Origin of the sequence: Pseudonocardia sp. NPDC049154 (assembly GCF_040648315.1) — a bacterium.
Classification (GTDB): Bacteria; Actinomycetota; Actinomycetes; order Mycobacteriales; family Pseudonocardiaceae; genus Pseudonocardia.
Map to the genome: position 1 here is coordinate 1 of NZ_JBEZDN010000133.1, position 21462 is coordinate 21462.

The following is a 21462-nucleotide window of genomic DNA, read 5'->3' on the forward strand; positions in this document are numbered from 1 at the left end:
CCTGCGGGTCCTGTCCGGGCCCGCCGCGGCCGTCGTCGTAGGCCGCCGGTGGCGGCATCCGCAGCGGCACGCTGGCGGGGCCGAGGACCCGCTCGAACCGCTCGACGTCGGGGCCGCCGAACGGCTCGTCGTCCCCGTCGTCGTACTCGTCGTCGTAGTCCGGGTAGGCGGTGTAGTCGGGCCCGCCCGGCGGCGGGGTGTCGCTACGGGCCACCCGGGCCCGCAGCTCGCCGACGCCGAACTGCTCGGTGTCCGCCTCGTCCCGCGCGTGCCGGCCGCGGCCGGAGCGGGCGTTGGCGTCCATCCGGCGGCGCATCTCCTCCTGCAGCCACAGCGGCCCGGAGTCCTCGGCACCGGCCGGCGCCGCGCGCCGGCGCCGGGTGGACCCCTCCCCGTCTCCCGGGTCGGGGCTCATCGACGGCGGGGAGCCGTCGACGGAGGTGCTCACCTCTGGCTCCACGCCTGCTTCGTCGCGCGGACCAGGCGGTCCTTCAGCTCACGGGTGTGCCGGCGGGAGACGGGCAGCTCCGCGGTGTCGGGGCCGGAGCCGACCCGCACCACGTACCCCGACCCGGACAGCCGCAGCTCGGTGACGAGCGGCAACGCCACCAGGAACGAGCGGTGGATGCGCACGAACCCGGCGTCGCGCCAGCGGTCCTCCAGCACCGACAGCGGGATGCGGACCAGGTGGCTGCCCTCGGTGGTGTGCAGCCGGGCGTAGTCGCCCTGGGCCTCCACGTACCGGACGGCGGAGCGCGGCACGAGCTTCGTGGTGCCCGCGAGCTCGACGGGGATGACCTCGTCCTCGTCCCGCTCCGGCGGGGCGGGCTCGACGGGCACGGCGGTCGCCCGGTTCGCGATGATCCGGTCCAGGGCGGCGGCGAGCCGCTCCTCGCGCAGGGGCTTGAGCAGGTAGTCCTTGGCGCCGACCTCGTAGGCGTCGACCGCGCGGTCGTCGTGCGCCGTGACGAACACGACCTCCGGCGGCTGGGCCATGGAGGAGAAGACGCGGGCGAGCTCGAGGCCGTCGAGCCCCGGCATGCGGATGTCGAGGAAGACGACGTCGACGTCCGTCTTCTCGGCCACTCGCGTGCCGGCGGCCGGGTGCAGGGCCCCCGCGGCGCGGGCGGCGTTCGCGGCGTGCACGCTCTCCCGGGAGCTGCGGGCGTTGAGGATGCGGAGGGCCTCGGTCGCGTCCGAGGCCTTGAGCACCTCGCCGACCCGCGGGTCCTCGTTCAGCAGGAACGCCAGTTCTTCGAGAGCCGGCTGTTCGTCGTCCACTGCGAGGACGACCAGACCTCCGGAGCTGTCGGTGCTGTCCACGATCTCCTCATCCTGCGTTCCCGGTGCGCGGCCGGGTGCGCACCTCGTCGGTGGCGGCCCCCGGCCCTGCCGACCATGGTGACGGTGATCGGTGCGGGATGCCAGGGCATCTCATCAATCTGCGACCGATCGGCTACTGATCGAACGGGTGAGGACCGGGGCTTCTCTCGGGCTCGCCCACCGCCGGCGAGGCTACAGACCGTAGCGCGCCCATGTCGCCTTGATGTCGGCCGCCTGGACCAGACCGAGCGCGGCGTCCGCCGCACCGCCTGCACCGAGGGCCCCGGGGAGCCCCGCGGCGGGGGCGCCCAGGCCCAGCCGGGCGAGCAACGGCTTGCGTCCCTCGACCGGGGCCAGCCTGGCGTCCGGGAAGCGCTCCGTGAGCACGGTCCGCGCGGTGCCCAGGCCGTCGACCAGGCCGAGCTCGACCGCGCGCGCCCCGGTCCACACCTCGCCGGTGAAGAGCTCGTCGCCGCCGGTCAGCCGATCGCCGCGCCGGTCGACCACCCACTGCCGGAACAGGGCGTGCAGCTCGTCCTGCAGCTCGCGCAGCCAGGCGACGTCCTCCTCCTTCTCCGGCAGGAACGGGTCGAGCCGGGACTTGGACTTCCCGGCCGTGTGCAGCCGGCGCTCGATGCCGAAGCGCTGGATGAAGCCCTCCAGCCCGAACCCCGAGCTGATCACGCCGATGGAGCCGACGATGGAGGTCGGGTGGGCGTAGATCTCGTCCGCCGCGCAGGCCAGCCAGTACCCACCCGAGGCCGCGACGTCCTCGCAGAACGCCAGCACCGGCACCTCGTGCTCGGCCGCCAGCCCGCGGATCCGGTCCGCCACCAGGGCGGACTGGGTGGGCGAGCCGCCGGGCGAGTTCACCAGGAGCCCGACGGCGACGACCCGCTCCGTGCCGAACGCCCGCTCCAGCACCTTCTCCGTGGAGGCCGCGTTGATCACCGCGCGCGGCACCGGGCCGGGCTGCGGCGAGATCACACCGTGCAGCCGGACGAGCGGGACGACCGGCGCGTCGCCCTTCTCCCCGAGCCGTCCGGGAAGGCGCGAGGTCAGGCGGTCGGGCAGGCGGAGGGCGTCCATGCGCACACGTTACAGATCAGGACCGGCCGGAGAGGTGATCTCCGCGGGCCCGCGCGTCAGACCCGGATGCCGGCGCGGAACTTCGGCACCCGCAGCGTGATCTTCATGCCCGCGCCGACGGCCGTGTCCACGACCAGGCCGAAGTCGTCCCCGAAGGCCGAGCGCATGCGGTCGTCGACGTTGCCGAGGCCGACGTGCGCGCCGGACAGGTGCGCGTCGTCGAGGTCCTCGGTGAGGCGGGCGGGGTCCATGCCCACGCCGTCGTCCTCCACGATGATCACGCACTCGGCGCCGGCGTTCTCGGCGGTGATGGTGATCGTGCCGCCGTTGGGCTTGCCGGACAGGCCGTGCCGCACCGCGTTCTCCACCAGCGGCTGCAGCGCGAGGAACGGCAGCACGACGTTGAGCACCTCGGGCGCGATCTGCAGCTTGATGTTGAGCCGGTTGCCGAAGCGGGCCTTCTCCAGCGCGATGTAGCGCTCGATGTTGGTGAGCTCGTCCGACAGCGTCGTGTACTCGCCGGCGGTGCGGAACGAGTACCGGGTGAAGTCGGCGAACTCGATCAGCAGGTCGCGGGCGCGCACCGGGTCCGTGCGGATGAAGCTCGCGATCGTGGTCAGCGCGTTGTAGACGAAGTGCGGCGAGATCTGTGCGCGCAGCGCCCGCACCTCGGCCCGGTTGAGCCGGGCGCGCGACTCGTCGAGCTCGGCGAGCTCGAGCTGGCTGGAGACGTACCGCGCGACCTCGGCGGTGGCCCGCAGCAGCACCGGGCCGGCGGTCAGGGTGGTGAGCGCGGCCAGGGTGCCGATGATCGCGCCGTCGCTCTCCAGCGGCACCACGACGATGCCGCGGACGTCGCAGCTCGGGTACTGGCAGGCGATGGCCGAGTGCGAGAGCACCTGCTGGCGGCCGGTGGAGATCACCTGGTCGGCGAGGGCCACCACGTCGGGCTTGTGCTGGTCGGCGTCGCCGTCCCAGGCCAGGACCTCGCCCCGGGCGTCCGTCATGGTGAGCGCGCAGGTGTCCAGCAGGGTGCGCAGGTAGGGCAGCGCGTACGCGGCGGAGTTGGGGTTGAGCCCGTCCCGCAGCGCGGGCGCGGCGAGCGCCACGGTGTGCAGCGTGGAGAAGGTGGCCCGCTCGAGCGGGCTCGCGAAGGTGTGCCGGCGGGCGCGGCGCACGAGCAGCACCACGATCACCACGACCAGCGCCACGATGACCGCCGCGAGGACGAGCACCAGCGGCGACGAGAGCACGTCCGCCACCGTGGTCACCTCACCAGCCTGGAGAGCCGCCGGTCGGCCAGGGGTTTGCCGCCGGTCTGGCAGGTCGGACAGTACTGGAACGACCGATCGGCGAACGACACCTCCCGGACGGTGTCGCCGCACACCGGGCAGGGCAGCCCGGTCCGGGCGTGGACCCGCAGGCCGGAGCGCTTCTCGCCCTTCAGCGAGGCGGCGCGCTGCCCCACCGAGCGGTCCACGGCGTCGCCGAGGACCCCGCGCATCGCCTCGTACAGGACGTCGACCTTGTCCTCGTCGAGCCGCCCGGAGACGGCGTACGGGGACAGCTGCGCGGTGTGCAGGATCTCGTCGCTGTAGGCGTTGCCGATCCCGGCCAGCACCTTCTGGTCGGTGATCAGGTTCTTGATCCGCTCGGTCCGCCCGGCGAGCAGCGCGCCGAACCCGGCGCGGTCGACGTCGAGCGCGTCCGGCCCGAGCTTCGCGATGCCCGGCACCTCCTGCGGGTCGTGCACCAGGTACACCGCGAGCCGCTTCTGCGTGCCCGCCTCGGTGAGGTCGAAGCCCGGCCCGCCGACGGTGTCGAGGTGCACCCGCAGGGCCAGCGGGCCGCGCCCGCTGGGCCTCGGCGGGGTGGCGGCGGCCTGGTCGTGCCAGCGCAGCCAGCCCGCCCGGGACAGGTGCGTGACCAGGTGCAGGCCCGGCTCGTCCTTGCGGTCCTCGACGTCGACGGAGAGGAACTTCCCGAACCGGCTCGCCCCCGTGACCACGCGGCCGGCCAGGGCCGACACCGGCGGGTCGAAGGTCTTCAGCACGCTCATGCTGGCCACGTCCACCCGCGCCACCGGCCGGTACAGGGCGTGGTCGCGCAGGTGCTGGGCGAGTGCCTCGACCTCGGGGAGCTCGGGCATCAGTTGACCGGCTGCAGGGGACTGTCGGCGTGGCCGGGGGTGCCGCGCTGACGCAGCGACAGCACCACCACGCGCATCTCCTCCTGGGCACGGCTGACCCCGCGGACCTTGCCCACCCAGTGCTCGCGGCCGGCGTCGGAGCCGTAGTGCCCGTCCGTCTCCGCGACGATCTTCCACGGCCGGCGCAGCCACCAGCGGACCGGGAAGAAGCCGAGGATCACGACCGCGGCGAACCAGTAGGCCAGCGGCACGTGCACCTGGGACTGGGCGAGCAGCGGCCAGGCCACGATGGCGACGCCGAACACGATCAGCGCGCACACGACCATCACGACGGCACCGCGGCCACCGTCCACGTCGTGTTCGAACTCGTCCCCGACGGCGGGCGGCGACCAGTCGATGCGCCTGCTGACCTCCCACGTCCGCCCGTCGTTGGCGGTCACGGTCTTCCTCGCCATGCACTCCGCCCGGTCAGAAGGGTCCCCGACGCGCACCATCGTCCCACACCCGCGGGCCGGGGTGCCGCCTCTTCCACCCCGGCGGCGGACGCGTCACCCCTTCACCGCACCCTGCGTGAACCCGGCGACGAAGCGGTCGAGGAAGAGGGTGAACACCACCGCGATCGGCACGGCGACGAGCACGGTGGCCGCCTGCAGCGACTGCCAGAAGAACACGTCGCCGCGGACGAGCTCGGTGGGCACGCCGGTGCTGATCACCTTCTCGGAGGTGGGCGAGATGAACGCGAGGGCGTAGATGAACTCGCTGGCCGTGAGCGTGAACGCGAACACGACCACCGCGACGAGCCCGGGCAGGAGCAGCGGGACGACGACGCGCACCATCGCGCCCACCCGGCTGTAGCCGTCGACCATGGCCTGCTCCTCGATGTCCTTCGGGATCGTCTTGAGGAACCCGAGGAGCAACCACACCGAGACGGGCACGGTGATCGTCGGGTAGATGACCACGAGGGACCAGGTGGAGTCCTGCAGCCCCAGGGCCACCACGAGCCGCGACAGCGAGAGGAACAGCAGCGTCGGCGGCACGAGGTAGACGAAGAAGATCGCGATGCCCATCCGGCCCGCCCACGGGCGGTCGAGGCGGGCCAGGCTGTACGCGGCCGGGAGCGCGAGCACCAGCGTGATCAGCACGACGAGCAGGCCCACCCAGAGGGTGTTCCAGGCGAACGTCGCGAAGGCGGTGCGGGCGAACAGCAGCCGGAGGTGGTCGAGCGTCGGCGTCTCGTTGAAGACGAAGGGGTTGTTGCGCCGCCGGTAGAGGTCGCTGTCCTGCTTGAACGCGGTGATCGCCGCCCAGACGAACGGGCCCGCGGCGGCCAGCGCGGACAGGACCGCGATCACGTAGAGGGTCGCGCGGGCGGCCCGGTGCCGCCACGCGTACCGGCGGCGGTCGGCCTCGGTGACGACGAGCGTGCCGGCCACGGCTCAGCTCACCTCCATCCGGCGGACCGCGCGCAGGATCGCGATCGCCGCCGCGAGCAGCAGCGGGAACAGGAACAGCGCGACCGCCGCGCCCTGCCCGATGTCGCCGCCCTCGATGCCGCGGAAGAACGCCCAGCTGGCGAGCACCTGCGTCTCGTTGGTCGGGCCGCCGCGGGTGAGGACGTAGACGACGGTCATGTCGGTGAAGGTGAAGATCGCCCCGAAGAGCGCCGAGATCGCGATGACCGGCGCGGTCAGCGGGATGGTGATCTCGACCATCCGCCGCCAGTAGCCCGCCCCGTCGACGAGCGCCTGTTCCTGGACGTCCTTCGGGACCGACAGCAGGCCGGCCATCATGATCACCGCGGCCAGCGGCACCAGCCGCCAGACGTGCACGGCGACCACCGAGGCCATGGCCAGGGTCGGTCGGCCCAGGTAGAACATGTTGGTCTGGAGCAGGCCGACCTGGCGCAGCACCCAGTCGATCGGGGAGAAGACCGAGTCGAGCATCCAGAGCCAGGTGATGGTCGACAGCGCCACCGGCGTGGTCCAGGGCAGGAGCACGAGGAAGCGCACCAGCCACCGGCCGCGGAAGTCGGCGATGAGGACGTTGGCGAGCACCTTCCCGAACAGCACGATGAAGACCATCGACAGCGCGGTGAAGACGAGGGTGTTGCGCAACGCGCGCCAGAAGACCGGGTCGGCGAAGACGCGCTCGAAGTTCTGCAGCCCGGTCCAGTCGAAGCTCGGGTCGCCCCCGGTGACGTCGGAGAAGCTGAAGGCCACGGCAAGCAGGAACGGCAGCCCGACCAGCGCGAGGATGTAGACCACCGCCGGGGCCAGGAACAGCCAGGCCAGGGCGCCGTCCCGGTCGGCGAGGCGACGCCGGTACCGGGCGGGCGACGGCCGCTCCCGCTCCGCGGCGGGACCGGCGGGCCGGGTGGCCGCGGGGGGTGCTCCGCGTGGGCCGGTCATCGCTCAGGTCCGGACCGGGACGGGGTCGGTGCGCAGCCCCGAGTCCTCGTCGAAGAACCGCAGCCGGCGCACCGGCACCGCGAACCCGTGCCGCTCGCCCGCGGCGAGAGGCGTCTCGACCGTGGCCGGGAGCCGGGCGATCACCCGCGTGGGGCCGGCGCCCAGGTCGACGGTGCCGTAGACGTGCCGGTCGCCGGACAGGTACTCCATCCGCTGCACCTCCAGCGTCACCGTGACGCGCTCGCCGGGCACGTTCTCCACCGGCAGCAGGTGCTCGGGGCGGAAGCCGACCAGCACGTCGCCGCGGGGCACGAGGTTCATGGGCGGGGAGCCGATGAAGGTCGCGACGAAGGTGTCCGCCGGATCGTCGTAGACCTCCACCGGCCCGCCGATCTGGCGCACCCGACCCTCGGACATGACGGCGATCCGGTCCCCGAGCCCCATCGCCTCGCTCTGGTCGTGCGTGACGTAGACCGTGGTCGCCCCGATGTCCTGCTGGAACCGCTTGAGCTCGTCGCGGGCGCTCGTCCGCAGCTTGGCGTCGAGGTTGGACAGCGGCTCGTCGAGCAGGAACACCGAGGGGTCGCGGACCAGGGCCCTGGCCAGGGCGACCCGCTGGCGCTCGCCGCCGGAGAGCTGGCGGGGCTTGCGGCCCAGCAGGTGCTCGATCCCGAGCATGCCCGCGGCACGCCGGGCCTTCTGCTCGCGGTCGCCGTGCGGGACACCGGCCGCCCGCAGCGGGAACACGATGTTGGCCAGCACGCTCTTGTGCGGGTAGAGCGCGTAGCTCTGGAACACCATCGCGATCCGCCGCGCCCGCGGCGGGAGCCCGGTGACCACCTGGCCGTCGATCACGACGTCGCCGCTCGAGGGGTCCTCCAGCCCGGCGATGGTGCGCAGCAGGGTGGTCTTGCCGCAGCCCGAGGGGCCGAGCAGCACCAGGTACTCGCCGTCGGACGTCGCGACGTCGACGCCGTCCACGGCGCGCACCCGGCCGGCGTCGAAGTGCTTGTGCAGGTCGCGGACCTCGACCGTGGCCACGTCAGCGCCCGCCGGTGCCGATGAGGCCGCGGGCCCGCCAGTTGTCGAAGATCGGCCGGACCTGAGCCTCGGCGTCGGCCACCGCCTGCTGGGCGCTGACCTCCCCGCGCGCCGCCCTGGCGAACATGTTGGGGATGACGAAGGTCGCGAAGACCTCACCTTCGGCCGTGTTGGCCGTGCCGGGGTAGCCGACGTTGGTGCTCCAGTTGACCGCGTCGCCGAGCAGCGCGAGCTTGCCCGGCGGCTGGGCGCCGAAGGGATCGGTGTCGAGCCACTTCTTGAGGTCGGGCACCACGTCCGGGTAGGCCGGGAAGTCGTAGAGCTTCGACTGCCAGGCGACCACGTCGAGGTTCGCCGTGTAGTGGAGCAGGAACTCCTTGGCCGCGGCCGGGTTGGTGGCGTGGTTCGGGACGATCCAGTTGTACATGACGTGGCTGGCGGCCCGCGCGTCCGCGGGCCCGCGCAGCGGAGCGGTGAAGAAGATGTCGTTCGCCGTCTCCGGATCGGTCTCCTGGGAGGTCCGCCACGCCGAGATCGAGTTGAGGATGTAGGACAGCTGCCCGGCGGCCAGGCCCTGGTTGTTCGACGCCGCGTTCCAGGAGAACACCTCCGGCGTCATCGCCTCCTGGTAGAGCCGGCTCATGAACGCCACGGCCTCGACGGTCTCCGGAGAGTTGAGCACGACCTCCTCGGCCTCGTTCTGGATCGACGCTCCGTACGACCACAGCAGCGCCCGGCCCGCCATGTTGGAGTCGATCTCCTGCGACATCCCGACGCCGAGCTGCACGCCCTGGGTGCGCTTGATCTCCGCGCCACCGCGCAGCAGGTCGTCCCAGCTCGCGGGACCGTTCGCCAGCCCGACGGGCGCCCACAGGCTCTGCCGGTAGTCGCCCGGGTCCGGCACCCAGGCGGGGGCGTAGGCGAAGAACTTCCTCGTCGTCGGGTTGACGCTGGACCGGCGGCACAGGTCCAGCTGGGTGCCGTGCCGCTTCTCCGCCTCGGTCACGACGTCCGTGAGGTCGAGCACGCTCGGCTCGTACTGGGGCACCGGGGCGATGTGCAGGATCAGGTCGTGGCCCTGCTTCGCCTGGATCTCGGCCTGCGTGCGGGCGGGCAGCTCGGCGTAGTTGATGTGGTCGACGGTCACGGCCACCCCGACCTTCGACCCCCAGTCCTTCACCCACGGGTCGAACCAGGCGTCGTGCGCCGGGACGAAGTGGCTCCACATGAGGAGGGAGAGGGAGCCGCTCAACGGCGTCGACGGCGCGGTGAAGGTGCCCGGCGGGGCGGCCCGGGTGGGCGCAGGGGCTCCCGCGCCTCCCCCGCCCCCGCAGGCGACGAGCGCTCCTCCGAGCGCCGCCAGCCCCGTGACCTGGAGGAACCGTCGCCGGTCGAACTCGATCCCGTTCGCCATCGGACACGCTCCTGAGACGCCGTCGGCTCAGATCGCGCGATCGTAGGGGGTGCCGCCGCCCGGCGCAGGCTGGAGCGTCGGATCGTTATCCAGGAACGGCCGGCGACTCCTCCGGGCACGCCGGGGGCACCGGGGTGGCCCCGGGCACGCCCTGGGCGAGGAAGCTGGTGACGACCAGCCGGGCGGGCTCCGTGCCGGTGTTGCGCACGACGTGCGCCACCCCCTCGCCCACCACGGCGACCTGGCCCGGTGCGAGCACCCGCGGCGCGCAGGCGCCGGCCTCCTGCACGGCGACCTGGCCGGCGTCGAGCAGGGTCAGCTCGGTGCCGGGGTGGGTCTCCCAGCCGAGGGCCTCGCCCGGGGCGAGATCGAGGGTCCGCACGGTGTAGTCGGCGGGCGCGGGGGTCCGGAACCGCAGCGGGATGTCGACGACGCCCTGCCCGACCGTCTGCGGACCGGCCGGGGCCGCTGATCCCGCGGCGGCGGGAGCCGCGTGAGCAGGGGCCGCGGCGGTGGCCGGCGCGGGCTGGCCGAGCTGCCCGGGCTGGGCGCACCCGGCGAGCGCCAGCACGAACGCGAACCCCGTGACCGCACTCCCGATCCGGCCCGTCCGACCCACTGGCACGCCTCCCGTGATCGCTGCGGCGGAGACTAGACGGGGGTCACCAGCGCAACGGCAGCCGGGTGACGCCGTTGATGAAGTTCGAGGTCAGCCGCCGCGGTTCGCCCGCGAGCTCCACCTGCGGCAGCCCGGTGAGGAACTCGGTGAGGAACTCCCGCAGCTGCAGCCGGGCGAACGCCGCGCCCAGGCAGAGGTGCGGCCCCTGCCCGAAGGCCAGGTGGTCGTTGGGCGTGCGGCCGAGGTCGAAGCGGTGCGGGTCGGGGAAGCGGCGCTCGTCGTAGTGCGCGGAGACGTGGTAGACGACGACCTTGTCCCCCGCCGCGATCGCCTGCCCGCCGAGCTCCAGGTCCCGGGCGGCGGTGCGGCGGAAGGTCAGCACCGGCGGGTGCCAGCGCAGCATCTCCTCGATCGCCCCGGGCAGCAGGCCGGGATCGGCGCGCAGCCGGGCGTACTCCCCCGGGTGCTCGACGAGGGCCAGCACGCCGCCGGGCAGGGCGCTGCGGACGGTGTCGTTGCCCGCGATGACCAGCAGGAAGAAGAACATCTTGAGCTCGGCGTCGGTGAGCCGCTCGCCGTCGACCTCCGCCTGCACCAGGGCGGTCATCACGTCGTCGGCCGGATGCCGGCGCTTGGCCTCGGCCAGCTCCTCGGCGTAGGCGAACATGTCCGCGAGCTGCGCGGGCGAGCGCGGGTTGACCGGCCGGCCGTCGGCGTCGAGCACGACGTGGGCGTGCTCGGGGTCCTGGTAGCCGATCACCCGGTTCGTCCAGTGCAGCAGCTGCGCGCGGTCCGCCGCGGGCACGCCGAGCAGGTCGGCGAGGTTCTGCAGCGGGAAGTCGTCCGTGACGTCGGCGGGCAGGTCGCAGCTCCCCCGCGCCGCCACGGCGTCGAGCAGCACCGCCGCCCGCTCCCGCACCGTCGCGGCGAACCGCTCCAGCCGACGACGGGTGAACGCGCCGGTCACGAGCGTGCGCAGCCGGACCTGCTCGGGCGGGTCCATGTTGAGGATCATCCGGCGGATGAACGGCAGGTCGGCCGGGTCGGGATCGCGGATCTGCGTGGCCCCGAGCGACGACGAGAAGTCCGCCGGGCTGCGCAGGACGTGCCGGACGTCGTCGTAGCGGGTCACCGCCCAGTAGCCCGGGCCGGCGGGCCAGATGCCGACCTCGTGCTCCTCCTGCCAGGAGACCGGCGCGTCGTCCCGCAGCCGGCGCAGCGCCTCGTGCGGGACGCCGCGGGCGAACACCCGGGGATCGAAGACGTTCTCCACCACCGTCGGCCGCGCCACGGGGGCACGGTAACCCGGCCGGGTGGTGCGGATCACCGCCGAGGAGGGGGTAATCGCTTTGCGCGGGAGGCCGCGCGGGTTCATGCTTGCGTTCAGCAACTCGTTGCGTGATACACGCAAAGTAGAGGTAAAGAGACCATCGGGAGCAGGCATGACGGCCGAGATCGACGGCGCGCCCGCGCTCTCCGAGAGGCTCGTCGACGACCGGGACATCGACGTCGCCGACCGGCTGGTGCACCAGATCGTGATGCTCATGCGGCTGGTCAAGCGGGTGGCGCCGGCCTACCGGGCCGAGCTCGAGACGGCGGCGTTCCCGCTGCTCGCGCGGCTGGCCACCGAGGGCCCGCAGCGCTCCGGGGAGATCGCCGCGGCGATGTGCGCGGACCCGTCGACCATCAGCCGGCAGGTCGCCGGCCTGGTCCGGTCCGGGCTCGTCGAGCGCCGCGCCGACCCCGAGGACGGCCGCGCCAGCCTGCTCGCCGCGACCACCGAGGGCCACCGGGTCCTCGACACCGAACGCCGGCGCCGGGCCGGCCAGCTCGTCGACGCCCTGGCCGACTGGACCCCCGAGTCCCGCGGCCAGTTCGCCGACCTGCTGGGCCGCTTCGTCGCCGATCTCCAGCGCACGACCGAGGGGGACCCCCGATGACCAGCCCACCCGCCGCCGCCGCGCCCACGCGGCCGGCCCCTCCGACCGACCGGGGCGGTGAGCTGTCGCACAAGCAGATCGTGACGATCCTGATCGGGCTCATGCTCGGCATGTTCCTGGCCGCGCTCGACCAGACCGTCGTCTCGACCGCGATCCGCACCATCGCCGACGATCTGGGCGGGCTCTCCCAGCAGGCCTGGGCCACGACCGCGTTCCTGATCACCGGCACGATCAGCACGCCGCTCTACGGCAAGCTCTCCGACATCTTCGGCCGCAAGCCGCTGTTCCTCGCCGCGATCTCGATCTTCATCGTCGGGTCGGTGCTGTGCACCTTCGCCACGTCGATGTACATGCTCGCCGGCTTCCGCGCGGTGCAGGGCCTCGGCGCCGGCGGCCTGTTCGCGCTGGCCCTGACGATCCTCGGGGACATCGTGCCGCCGCGGGAGCGGGCCCGGTACCAGGGCTACATGCTCGCCGTGTTCGGCACGTCGAGCGTGCTCGGCCCGGTCATCGGCGGCGTCTTCTCCGGCCAGGCCACCCTCGCCGGGATCGACGGCTGGCGCTGGATCTTCCTGGTCAACGTGCCGATCGGCGCCGTCGCCCTGGTGGTCGTGGCGAAGGTCCTCAACGTCCCGCACATCCCGCGCCCGCACCGGATCGACTGGCCCGGGGCCCTCACCCTCGCCATCGGCCTGGTGCCGTTGCTGATCGTCGCGGAGCAGGGCCGGGAGTGGGGCTGGGGCTCCAACTCCGCGATCGTCTGCTACATCGTCGGCGCGATCGGCATCGCGGCCTTCATCCTCTGCGAGCGCGGCTACGGCGACGACGCGCTGCTGCCGCTGCGCCTGTTCCGCAACGGGGTGTTCAGCCTGACCAGCATGGCCGGGGTCGTGATCGGCATGGGGATGTTCGGCGGCATCGCCCTGTTCCCCCAGTTCCTGCAGATCGTGCACGGGGTCACCCCCACCGAGTCCGGCTTCCTCATGCTGCCGCTCGTCGGCGGGATCATGACGGCCTCGATCGTGTCCGGCCAGGTGACGTCCCGGACCGGGCACTACAAGGTCTTCCCCGTCATCGGCACCGCGCTCATGGCCGGCGCGCTGGTGATCCTGCACTTCCGGCTCAGCGTGGACATCCCGCTCTGGGAGTTCGACCTCTACATGGCGATGTTCGGGCTCGGGCTCGGGTGCTGCATGCAGACGCTGGTGCTGGCCGTGCAGAACGCCGTGCCCGCGCGGGACATGGGCGTGGCGACGGCGTCGTCGACCTTCTTCCGGCAGATGGGCGGCACGCTCGGTACCGCCATCTTCCTGTCGATCATGTTCTCGACGGTCGGCGACAAGATCACGGCCGCCTTCCGGGGCGACGCCGGGCAGGTCTTCCGCTCGGCCCTCACCGACCCGGCGGTGGTGGCGAACCCCGCCAACCAGCAGATCGTGCAGGGCGCGCAGGCCGGCGACCTCTCGGCAGCCTCCGGAGTCCTCAACGACTCCGCGTTCCTGCAGCAGATCGACGCCCGGCTCGCCCGGCCGTTCCTGGTCGGGTTCACCGACGCGATGACGCTGACCTACCTGGTCGCCGCCTGCGTGATCGCGCTGGCGTTCGTCATCGTGCTGTTCATCAAGGAGCTGCCGTTGCGCACCATGTCCGGCGCCCAGGCCCGGCTGGCCGAGGAGGCCGGCACCCCGCCCGCCCCCGCGGCCGTGACCGCCGCGGTCGAGCCGATCGAGGAGTTCCAGGCCCTGCACACCGGCAACGGGCACACGGGCAACGGGCACCCCGGCAACGGTCACACCGGGTCGCGCCCGGGGACCGTCGCCGAGGCCGTGGCCGCCCGCAACGGCACCGGGCAGGGACCCCTCGACGGTGGCCGGCACCACCTCGTCGGGGAGCCGGTGCCCCTGCCGGCCGATCCGACCGAGCCGGCCGAGCCGGCCGCGGCGGGTGCTGCCGGCGCGTACGGCCCCGGACCCGAGGTCAACGGCATCGTGCACCGCGCCGACGGCGCCGGGCTGGCCGAGGCGGTCGTGACCGTCACCGACCCGGGCGGGCACCAGGAGGGCCGCGCCGTGACCGGCCCGGACGGCGGGTACCGCATCCCGCTGGCCCACGGCGGCACGTACCTCGTGGTCGCCACCTCCGGCGCCTTCCAGCCGTACGCGGCGATGGTGGCGGTGGCGGACCGGCCCGTCCGGCACGACGTCCCGCTCGCCGGCACCTGCGCGGTCCGCGGGCTCGTCCGGGACGCCGAGGGCACGCCGATCGACGACGCCACCCTCACCCTGATCGACGCACGGGGCGACGTCGCCGCCACCGGCCGGCCCGACGCCGGCGGGCGCTACCGGCTCGAGGGCGTCCCCGAGGGGCGGTACACGCTGACCGTCACCGGGCCCACGTTCGCGCCGGTCGCCGCGGCGGTCGAGCTGCGGACCGGGCTGGTGACCGACCACGACGTCGAGCTGCCCCGGCGGGCCCGGCTCGTCGGCACGGTGGTGGCCGCCAGCGACGGCCGCGGCGTCGGCGAGGCGCTCGCGACCCTGATCGACGGGCGGGGCACCGTGGTCGCGTCGACCGTGACGGGCCCGGACGGCTCGTTCGTCTTCGAGAACCTGCCCGGCGGGACCTACACGCTCACGGCCAGCGGCTACGCGCCGGTGGCGTCGGTGGTGCAGGTGGGCTCCGGCGGGGTGACCACGGCCGACGTCGAGTTCCCGGCCCCCGCGCAGCACGGCGCCGTCCCGAACGGTGCGGCCCAGAACGGGGCGCTGCAGAACGGGGCGGCCCAGAACGGGACGGCCGGGACCGCGGCGACGCAGAACGGGACGACGGAGGGAATCCGATGAGCGACGTGACCGGCAGGCTGATGACCCCGGACGGCTGGCCCGTCACCGGGGGCACGCTGACGGCCGTCGACGCGACGGGTGTGCAGCGCGGCCGCGCGGCGAGCCGCGAGGACGGCGGGTTCGTGATCGAGGGGCTCGACCAGGGCCCGTACACGGTGATCGCGGCGGCGGCCGGGCACGAGCCCGCCGCGCGCACGGTCCAGGTGGCCGGTGAGCGCTCCACGATGGGCGTGCTGGAGCTGGCCAAGGTGGGCGGCGACGTCCTGCCCATGCCGGGGACCTGGACGATCGACCCGCACCACTCGAGCATCCGCGCCACCGCCCTGCACCTGGGCATGAGCCGGATCCACGGCCGGCTGCGCGGCTTCGGCGGCCGCATCCAGGTGGCCGACCCGCTGGAGAACAGCTCGGTGGAGGTCTCGATCGACCCGGGCAGCGTCGACTCCGACGACGCCGACCGGGACGCGCACCTGCGCAGCGCGGACTTCCTCGACATCGACGTCTACCCGGAGATCAGCTACAAGTCCGACGGGCTCGTGCGGATCGACACCCGGCACTGGCGGGTCGACGGGGTGCTCACCCTGAAGGGCGTGAGCGCGCCGGTCGCGCTCGACGTCCAGTACCGCGGCACCGGCCCCGACCTGTGGGGCGGCACCCGGGCGGCCTTCTCGGCCACCACCGAGATCTCCCGGGACGACTTCGCGATCTCCTGGAACCAGAGCGTCCTCGCCGGCGTGCTGGCGATCGGGCGCACACTCCGGATCGACATCGACATCCAGGCCGTCCTCGGCTGACATCTCCTGGACGGATGGCTCCATAGCGCACTGTCGGAGTGCGTTATGGAGCCATAACGCGTTCTCAGGGACAGAATTGGCGCATTATGGAACCATAATGCGGTTCTCCGGGCCCGAAATCTGCGTTGTGGAACCATAGTGCGATTCTCACAGGGCGGCGGCGGAGCCCACGCCGCTGCGGCGGTCGGCGGCGGCCGCGAGCAGGCCGTCGTCCCCCCGTCCGACGGCGGAGAGCCGGCCCAGTGCCCACGGCCCGGCGTCGGTGACCCGGTGGCCGCGGCGGGCGAGCTCGTCGACCGCGTCCGCGCCGAGCCGCGACTCGACGACCAGCCCCGCCGGCTCCCAGCCGCGCGGCGCGAACGAGGCGGGGAAGGACGTCGTGTGCCAGGCCGGGGCGTCGATCGCCGCCTGCAGGTCGAGCCCCGCGCGGGTGTGGGCGAGCAGGAAGCACAGCTGCCACTGGTCCTGCTGGTCGCCGCCGGGGGTGCCGAAGGCGATGCGGGGCTCCCCGTCGCGGAGGCCGAGGCTGGGCGAGAGGGTGGTGCGCGGCCGCCGGCCCGGCACCAGCGAGCTGGGCAGGCCCTCCTCCAGCCAGAACATCTGGGCCCGCGTCCCCAGGCAGAACCCCAGCTCGGGGATCGCCGGCGAGGACTGCAGCCAGCCGCCCGACGGCGTCGCGGAGACCAGGTTCCCGGCCGCGTCGACGACGTCGATGTGCACCGTGTCCCCGCGCGCCACGCCCTGCCGGGTCAGGGTGGGTTCGCTCGGCGCGGGCTCGCCGGTCGCGGCGCCCGCACCCAGCCGGGCGACCGTGGGCTCGCCGGTGCCGGGGCCCTCGGTGCCCTTGCCGATCGGCCGGTCGTGGTCCGTGGCCAGCGCCGCGAGCCGCGGCTCGCGGCCGCCCGGCGCACCGGGCCGCAGCTCGCGGGAGGCCAGCTCGCCGATCAACCGGCGCCGGGCGGCGGTGTAGTCCTCCGCCAGCAGGTCGGCCATCGGCACCGGTGCGCTGTCGCCGTACCAGGCCTCGCGGTCGGCGAACGCGAGCTTCGCGGCCTCCGCGGTGACGTGCACGGTGTCCGCGGTGGCGATCCCGTCGGCGTAGGTCAGGTCGGTGCCGTCGAGCAGGCGCAGCGCCTGTGCCAGTGCCGGGCCCTGCGACCACGGGCCGCACTTCGCGACCTGCCAGCCCGCGCCGGCGTCGACGACCAGGGCGTCCTCGTAGGTCGCGGACCAGCCGGAGAGGTCGTCGGCGGTGAGCACGCCGGCGTGGTCCTGGCCCGTCTCGTCGCGCACCGGGGTGCGGCAGAAGCGGTCGACGGCCTCGGCGACGAACCCGCGGTACCAGGCCGCCCGGGCCCCGTCGATGCGCGCCTCGCGGCTCGGCCCCTGCGCCTCGCCGAGCAGCCGCTCCCAGGTCGCCGCGAGCACCGGCAGCCGGTGCGACCGACGCGGGATCCCGCCCTCCGGCAACCACTGCGCGGCCGAGCTCGGCCAGTGCGTGCGGAAGTGCTCCGCGACGGTCGCGATCGTGTCCGGGATGCGCGGGACCAGCGGGAACCCGCCGGCGGCGTAGCCCAGCGCGGGGGCCAGGACGTCGGCCAGCTCCCAGGTCCCGTGGTCGCGCAGGAGGATCAACCAGGCGTCCCAGGCACCCGGGACGGTGGCGGCGAGCAGCCCGGTGCCCGGCACGATCGTGCAGCCCTCGGCGCGGTAGTGGTCGATCGTCGCCGCGGCGGGCGCCACGCCCTGCCCGCAGAGCACCCGGGGCCGCGGGTCGGCGGCGGTGCTGAACACGACCGGGACCTCGCCACCGGGGCCGCACAGGTGCGGTTCCACGACCTGCAGGACGAACCCGGCCGCGACGGCGGCGTCGAAGGCGTTGCCGCCCCGGGCCAGCACGGTCAGTGCGGTGGAGGTGCCGAGGTGGTGGGTGCTCGCGGCCGCGCCGGTGGGCCCGAGCTTCTCGTAGGTGCGGGGTGCCACGACCCCACCCTCGCACCGGGCGGCCGCCGTCGCCGACCGAGGCTCGTTCCGGTCCCCCGGGGGCGGAAGGCCGTGCGCCCGTCCATGATCGTCACTTGTGATCGCTGAGCGCCAGATCCGCCGCTTTTCGGTCCCGACCGGCGATCATGACCGCGACGAGAGCGGGCCGGTCCGCTGACGGGCCTCAGAACAGGGTCGGCGCCAGCACGCCCTCGTGCGCGAGCAGCCACTCCTTGGTCGCGCGGCCGCCGCCGAACCCGCCGAGCCCACCTGCCGCCATGACCCGGTGACACGGCACGACGACCGGGATCGGGTTCGAGCCCATGATCGAGCCGACCCCGCGGGCGGCCGTGTAGCCGTGGCCCTCGTACGCCCCGCTGAGCGCGGCCAGCTCCGCGTAGGTGGTGGTCGCCCCGAACGGGACGTGCGCGAACAGCGCCCGCAGCACGGTGCGCTGGGTGCCGTGGGTGAGCCGCCAGTCAAGCGGCAGGTCGAACGCCCGGCGGGCGCCGGAGAGGTACTCGCCGAGCTGCGCCGCCGCCGTCTCGGTTGCGGCCGAATCCTCCACGGGCTCGGCGCCGAGCCGCCCGGCGGCCGCAGCTGCCCGCTCCGGCACCGCCCCGAACCCGACCAGGCACAGGCCGACCTCGCTCACCGCGACGGTGAGCGCGCCGATCGGCTCCGGCGCCGGGACGATCCGCCAACTCAGCTGCACCCGGACAGCATGCTCCGGTGCCACCGGCCCGCGCTGGCGGGTTTCGGACACGGTCACAGCTCCGAGGCGAGCGGGACCTCGTCGACGGCGCGCGAGGTCATCCACTCCCGCAGTGCCTGCGTGGCCATGACGTCGTCCGTGTTGTAGCCGAGCAGCCGCTCGCGCTGCGCCCGGTCCGGCGGGGCGCCGTCCATGCCCACCGCGTCCCGGTACCAGCGCATCGAGTTCTCGCCGCCGGCCTCCGGGTCCCGCCAGCTGAACCCGGCGACCGGGGCGATCTTCTTCAGCCCCTTGCCCTGCGCGCACAGGAACCACTCGTTGACCACGGCGAACAGATCCACCCACCAGTCCGCGGCGATGAACTCGCGGACCTCCTCGACCGGCGGGACGCCCGGCATGCCCGCGAACCGGGTGGCCGAGGACAGCAGCCAGCGGTTCTCGGCCTGCTCGTTGTAGCAATAGGCGGCGAACGTGCGGCCGGTCCGCGCGGCGGCGGCCCGGACGCCCGAGAGCCAGGTCCAGAACTCGGCGAAGGAGCGGCCCTCGTCCGGCGTGGGCACCGGCTCCCAGGTCGCGAAGGCGCGGTAGCCCTCGGGCTCGTCCCCCTCGCGGCGGCCGCCCGGATAGGACAGCGCCGCGCCCCACAGGTAGGCGCCGGACTCGCCGAAGCTCTCCATGTCGACGTCGACCTCGACGTCCGCGCGATACACCGGCACCCGCTCCACCCGCCGGGCCACGGCCAGGCCGCGCCGCCAGCCCCGGGCCAGCGCCACCACGTCGGGGAACGGGGTGCCGGGCAGCGGCACCGGCGGCTCGGCCCCGGGGTCGAGGTCGGCCAGCTCGTCGACCGTGCGGATCCCGATCTCGCGCAGCGCCACGGCCGTGTCGCCGCGGACCACCAGGCTCACGTCCCGGTCCGCGGTGAGCTGCGCCTCGCAGGTCGGCCACCACGGGCAGCGCCGGCACTCCAGCACCCGCGACGGCTCGGCCAGCGGCTCGGCCCCGGTGGCCGCCGCCAGCGCGACGGCCGCGCGGTCGGCGAACCGCTCGTCGTACTCCTCGAGGGTGCTGCGGTCGCCCGGCCAGTGCCCGGCCCGCAGGTCGTGCCACACCACCACGTCCGCGTCGAGACCGACGACGCCGCCCCGATCCGCGCCCTCGACCTCGGCGGGCGGGGCCCAGCCCGCCGTCCGCAGCATCCGGGTGAGGTGCGCGAGCCGCAGGAGGTCCCGCGGCTGCGAGCGCACCTTCCGCTCCTCGTCCTCCACCGCGAGCTGCGGGAACGGCGCACCGAGCGGGGTGGTGGCCGCACCGGCGCCGGGATCGGTGATCCGGTGCCGCACGACGATCACGGGCACGTACCCGCCGCCGGGCACCCGGACCAGGAGCTCGGCCGAGCCGCGCCGGCCCGCCGGGTCGATCGGCAGCACCGCCCCGCCGATCACGCCGGCGCCCGCGGCGACCAGCTCCCCCGTCAGCCGGGCACGCTCCGCGGCCGGCAGGCCCTCGGGCACCGCCGACCACGCCGCCGGCTGCGCGCCGGACACGACCGCGGCGATCCGGGCGCGGTGCTCCCGCACGTCCGCCCGGCGCTGCTCCAGCGCCGGGTCGGGCAGGGCCCGCGGCGCCGAGGCGGCCGACGGGTCGTGGTCCAGGTGCACCCGGCGCCGGCACCGGGTCGTGGCCGCCGCGTCGAGCAGGGGAACGTGGGAGGCGGGCGCCGACCCCTCGCCGCGCCCGGGCACGGGGCCACCGGGGCCCGCCTGCCCGCCCGCACCGCTGATCGTCGCCGTCACACACCCGAGGGTAGAGACCGACACCGACAACTCCGCGCCTGCCACGGCGCGCCACGCCCTCTAGGCTGCCGCTGATCACCGGGAACGGGCACGCGACGCGGGAGGCACGGGACACATGGCACTGCGACGAGGTGGGTCGCCTGCCGCCGCGAAGGCCGCGAAGATCGAGAAGAAGGCGGCGAAGGCCGCCGAGAAAGCGGAGCGCAAGGCCCGCCGGGCGGCCGAGCAGGCCGGCGACTCGGTGAGCCGCGCCGCCGGGACCGCGCTGGCCGCCGTCGAGGCCGTCGCCTCGGACAAGCCCGGGCGGAAGGCGGCCAAGAAGGCCCGCAAGGAGGCCGGGAAGGCGCAGAAGGCGCTGTCCAAGGAGGCCGGCACCGCCGCCCCCAAGGACCTCACGCCCGCGCACACGAAGCGGCTGATCGCCGTCGGGAAGGCCGTCGCGCCGCTGCTCGCGCCCTACGCGATCGCCGCGGGTGCGGTCGCCCGGGACCGCTGGGACGCGCACCGCGCCCGGCAGCTCGGCGTGTCGGCGGACCAGCTCGGCCGCTACAGCGGCCGCGGCGGCGCCCTGCACGCCCGCATCTCCCGCGCGGGCGAGGCGCTCACCGAGCTGGAGAACTCCCCCGACGCCACACCCGCCGCGACCTCCTTCGTCCGCGAGACGCGGCCCCGGCTCGCGGACCTGGCCGTGGCCGTCCGGGCCGCCGAGCAGATGCCGTCGGCCCGTCGCCGTACCGCGTTCCGGGCGGTCGCGGGCGAGCTCGACCGGACCGAGGACCAGCTGCTCGACCTCCTCGGGATCCGTCCGTAACCCGACCCACACCGGAACCGGGCCGGGGCTCGGCTACCGTCTGTGCCCATGCAGTCCCGGCCCGGCCCGTCCGGGGCCGGCCCGACGACCGGACCGGCCCACGCGCGGGTACTGCGCGGTGCCGTCCTGGCCTCGCTCAGCACCCTGTTGACCGCCCTCGGCCACCTGGCCGGTGGTGGCACCCTGCCCGACCTCGGGCTGCTCGTCGTGCTGCTCCCGCTGCTCGCGCTGGCCGTCACGTCCACGGCCGAGCGGGTGCGCGGGCCGGTCGGCACCCTGCTCGTTCTCGGCGGCGGCCAGTTCGTGCTGCACGAGATGCTGGAGCTCCTCGGGCACGACCACACCGGGATCGCGTCCGGCCCGTCGATGCTGGCGGGCCACGCCGTCGCCACCGTGGTGTCCGGGCTCCTGCTCCGCGACGCCGACCGGCTGCTCTCGGCCCTGGCCCGCGCGCTGCGCCGGGTCCTGCCGCGCCGGTCCGCACCCCGTCCCGCCGACGCCCCGCTGCGCACGCTCGATCTCTGCGGCGGCCAGTTC

20 protein-coding genes are annotated in these 21462 nt (G+C 74.2%); 5 read left to right on the forward strand and 15 right to left on the reverse strand.

Annotation, left to right across the window (positions count from 1 at the left end):
* The 12 genes from AB0B41_RS36525 to AB0B41_RS36580 form a co-directional block, all read right to left on the reverse strand.
* Positions 1-448 (reverse strand): hypothetical protein (locus tag AB0B41_RS36525; protein WP_358211611.1); only part of this gene is annotated, 448 nt, incomplete at its 3' end.
* On the reverse strand, positions 445-1323 hold the full coding sequence (locus AB0B41_RS36530) for a LytTR family DNA-binding domain-containing protein (protein ID WP_358211612.1): 879 nt from the start codon (positions 1321-1323) through the stop codon (positions 445-447). The genes AB0B41_RS36525 and AB0B41_RS36530, both read right to left, overlap by 4 nt.
* Before the next feature lie 192 nt (positions 1324-1515).
* A complete protein-coding gene (locus AB0B41_RS36535) occupies positions 1516-2412 on the reverse strand; it encodes a S49 family peptidase (RefSeq protein WP_358211613.1) in 897 nt (298 codons plus the stop codon).
* Positions 2413-2468: 56 nt separating this feature from the next.
* Positions 2469-3674: a histidine kinase gene (locus AB0B41_RS36540; RefSeq protein WP_358211629.1), complete on the reverse strand. Its 1206-nt coding sequence runs from the start codon at positions 3672-3674 to the stop codon at positions 2469-2471.
* Positions 3675-3679: 5 nt separating this feature from the next.
* Entirely contained in the window at positions 3680-4561 is an 882-nt protein-coding gene (locus AB0B41_RS36545) for a DNA-formamidopyrimidine glycosylase family protein (protein ID WP_358211614.1), read from the reverse strand.
* On the reverse strand, positions 4561-5016 hold the full coding sequence (locus AB0B41_RS36550) for a hypothetical protein (RefSeq protein ID WP_358211615.1): 456 nt from the start codon (positions 5014-5016) through the stop codon (positions 4561-4563). Before AB0B41_RS36550 ends, AB0B41_RS36545 begins: the two co-directional genes overlap by 1 nt.
* Positions 5017-5109: 93 nt before the next feature.
* Complete coding sequence (locus AB0B41_RS36555; protein WP_358211616.1) at positions 5110-5994, reverse strand: carbohydrate ABC transporter permease; 885 nt, start codon at positions 5992-5994, stop codon at positions 5110-5112.
* A 3-nt stretch (positions 5995-5997) separates the two neighbouring features.
* A complete protein-coding gene (locus tag AB0B41_RS36560; RefSeq protein ID WP_358211617.1) occupies positions 5998-6969 on the reverse strand; it encodes a sugar ABC transporter permease in 972 nt (323 codons plus the stop codon).
* Positions 6970-6972: 3 nt separating this feature from the next.
* Entirely contained in the window at positions 6973-8010 is a 1038-nt protein-coding gene (locus tag AB0B41_RS36565) for an ABC transporter ATP-binding protein (protein ID WP_358211618.1), read from the reverse strand.
* Between the two features lies 1 nt (position 8011).
* Complete coding sequence (locus AB0B41_RS36570) at positions 8012-9424, reverse strand: extracellular solute-binding protein (protein WP_358211619.1); 1413 nt, start codon at positions 9422-9424, stop codon at positions 8012-8014.
* An 85-nt stretch (positions 9425-9509) separates the two neighbouring features.
* Positions 9510-10049, reverse strand: coding sequence for a cupin domain-containing protein (locus tag AB0B41_RS36575; protein ID WP_358211620.1), 540 nt, complete (start codon positions 10047-10049; stop codon positions 9510-9512).
* Positions 10050-10086: 37 nt separating this feature from the next.
* Positions 10087-11334: a cytochrome P450 gene (locus AB0B41_RS36580; RefSeq protein WP_358211621.1), complete on the reverse strand. Its 1248-nt coding sequence runs from the start codon at positions 11332-11334 to the stop codon at positions 10087-10089.
* A gap of 151 nt (positions 11335-11485) precedes the next feature.
* On the opposite strand from AB0B41_RS36580, the gene AB0B41_RS36585 reads away from it, so the two are divergent.
* From AB0B41_RS36585 to AB0B41_RS36595, 3 genes are read left to right on the forward strand one after another with little or no spacing between them, the layout of a single operon-like run.
* Entirely contained in the window at positions 11486-11983 is a 498-nt protein-coding gene (locus AB0B41_RS36585; protein WP_358211622.1) for a MarR family transcriptional regulator, read from the forward strand.
* Entirely contained in the window at positions 11980-14826 is a 2847-nt protein-coding gene (locus AB0B41_RS36590; protein WP_358211623.1) for an MFS transporter, read from the forward strand. Before AB0B41_RS36585 ends, AB0B41_RS36590 begins: the two co-directional genes overlap by 4 nt.
* A complete protein-coding gene (locus AB0B41_RS36595; protein WP_358211624.1) occupies positions 14823-15620 on the forward strand; it encodes a YceI family protein in 798 nt (265 codons plus the stop codon). The genes AB0B41_RS36590 and AB0B41_RS36595 overlap by 4 nt, the downstream gene beginning before the upstream one ends.
* A gap of 147 nt (positions 15621-15767) precedes the next feature.
* Here AB0B41_RS36595 and AB0B41_RS36600 read toward each other — a convergent pair whose 3' ends face one another.
* From AB0B41_RS36600 to AB0B41_RS36610, 3 genes are all read right to left on the reverse strand, one after another.
* Entirely contained in the window at positions 15768-17603 is a 1836-nt protein-coding gene (locus tag AB0B41_RS36600; protein WP_358211625.1) for a gamma-glutamyltransferase, read from the reverse strand.
* Between the two features lie 184 nt (positions 17604-17787).
* Positions 17788-18375 (reverse strand): methylated-DNA--[protein]-cysteine S-methyltransferase, encoded by a 588-nt coding sequence (locus tag AB0B41_RS36605; RefSeq protein WP_358211626.1) that lies wholly within the window; start codon positions 18373-18375, stop codon positions 17788-17790.
* Entirely contained in the window at positions 18372-20063 is a 1692-nt protein-coding gene (locus tag AB0B41_RS36610) for a TM0106 family RecB-like putative nuclease (protein WP_358211630.1), read from the reverse strand. The genes AB0B41_RS36605 and AB0B41_RS36610 overlap by 4 nt, the downstream gene beginning before the upstream one ends.
* Positions 20064-20229: 166 nt before the next feature.
* On the opposite strand from AB0B41_RS36610, the gene AB0B41_RS36615 reads away from it, so the two are divergent.
* Positions 20230-20925 carry a DUF6474 family protein gene (locus AB0B41_RS36615; RefSeq protein WP_358211627.1) on the forward strand — a complete coding sequence of 232 codons (696 nt, stop codon included), beginning with the start codon at positions 20230-20232 and terminating at the stop codon, positions 20923-20925.
* 48 nt (positions 20926-20973) lie between these two features.
* On the forward strand, positions 20974-21462 hold a 489-nt coding region (locus AB0B41_RS36620; protein WP_358211628.1), incomplete at its 3' end, for a hypothetical protein.

Excerpts from the sequence above, each read along its gene's own strand:
- AB0B41_RS36590 (WP_358211623.1), top strand. The coding sequence starts at position 11,980 with ATGACCAGCCCACCCGCCGCCGCCGCGCCCACGCGGCCGGCCCCTCCG.
- AB0B41_RS36550 (WP_358211615.1), bottom strand. The coding sequence starts at position 5,016 with ATGGCGAGGAAGACCGTGACCGCCAACGACGGGCGGACGTGGGAGGTC.
- AB0B41_RS36545 (WP_358211614.1), bottom strand. The coding sequence starts at position 4,561 with ATGCCCGAGCTCCCCGAGGTCGAGGCACTCGCCCAGCACCTGCGCGAC.
- AB0B41_RS36570 (WP_358211619.1), bottom strand. The coding sequence starts at position 9,424 with ATGGCGAACGGGATCGAGTTCGACCGGCGACGGTTCCTCCAGGTCACG.
- AB0B41_RS36585 (WP_358211622.1), top strand. The coding sequence starts at position 11,486 with ATGACGGCCGAGATCGACGGCGCGCCCGCGCTCTCCGAGAGGCTCGTC.
- AB0B41_RS36535 (WP_358211613.1), bottom strand. The coding sequence starts at position 2,412 with ATGGACGCCCTCCGCCTGCCCGACCGCCTGACCTCGCGCCTTCCCGGA.
- AB0B41_RS36595 (WP_358211624.1), top strand. The coding sequence starts at position 14,823 with ATGAGCGACGTGACCGGCAGGCTGATGACCCCGGACGGCTGGCCCGTC.
- AB0B41_RS36615 (WP_358211627.1), top strand. The coding sequence starts at position 20,230 with ATGGCACTGCGACGAGGTGGGTCGCCTGCCGCCGCGAAGGCCGCGAAG.
- AB0B41_RS36560 (WP_358211617.1), bottom strand. The coding sequence starts at position 6,969 with ATGACCGGCCCACGCGGAGCACCCCCCGCGGCCACCCGGCCCGCCGGT.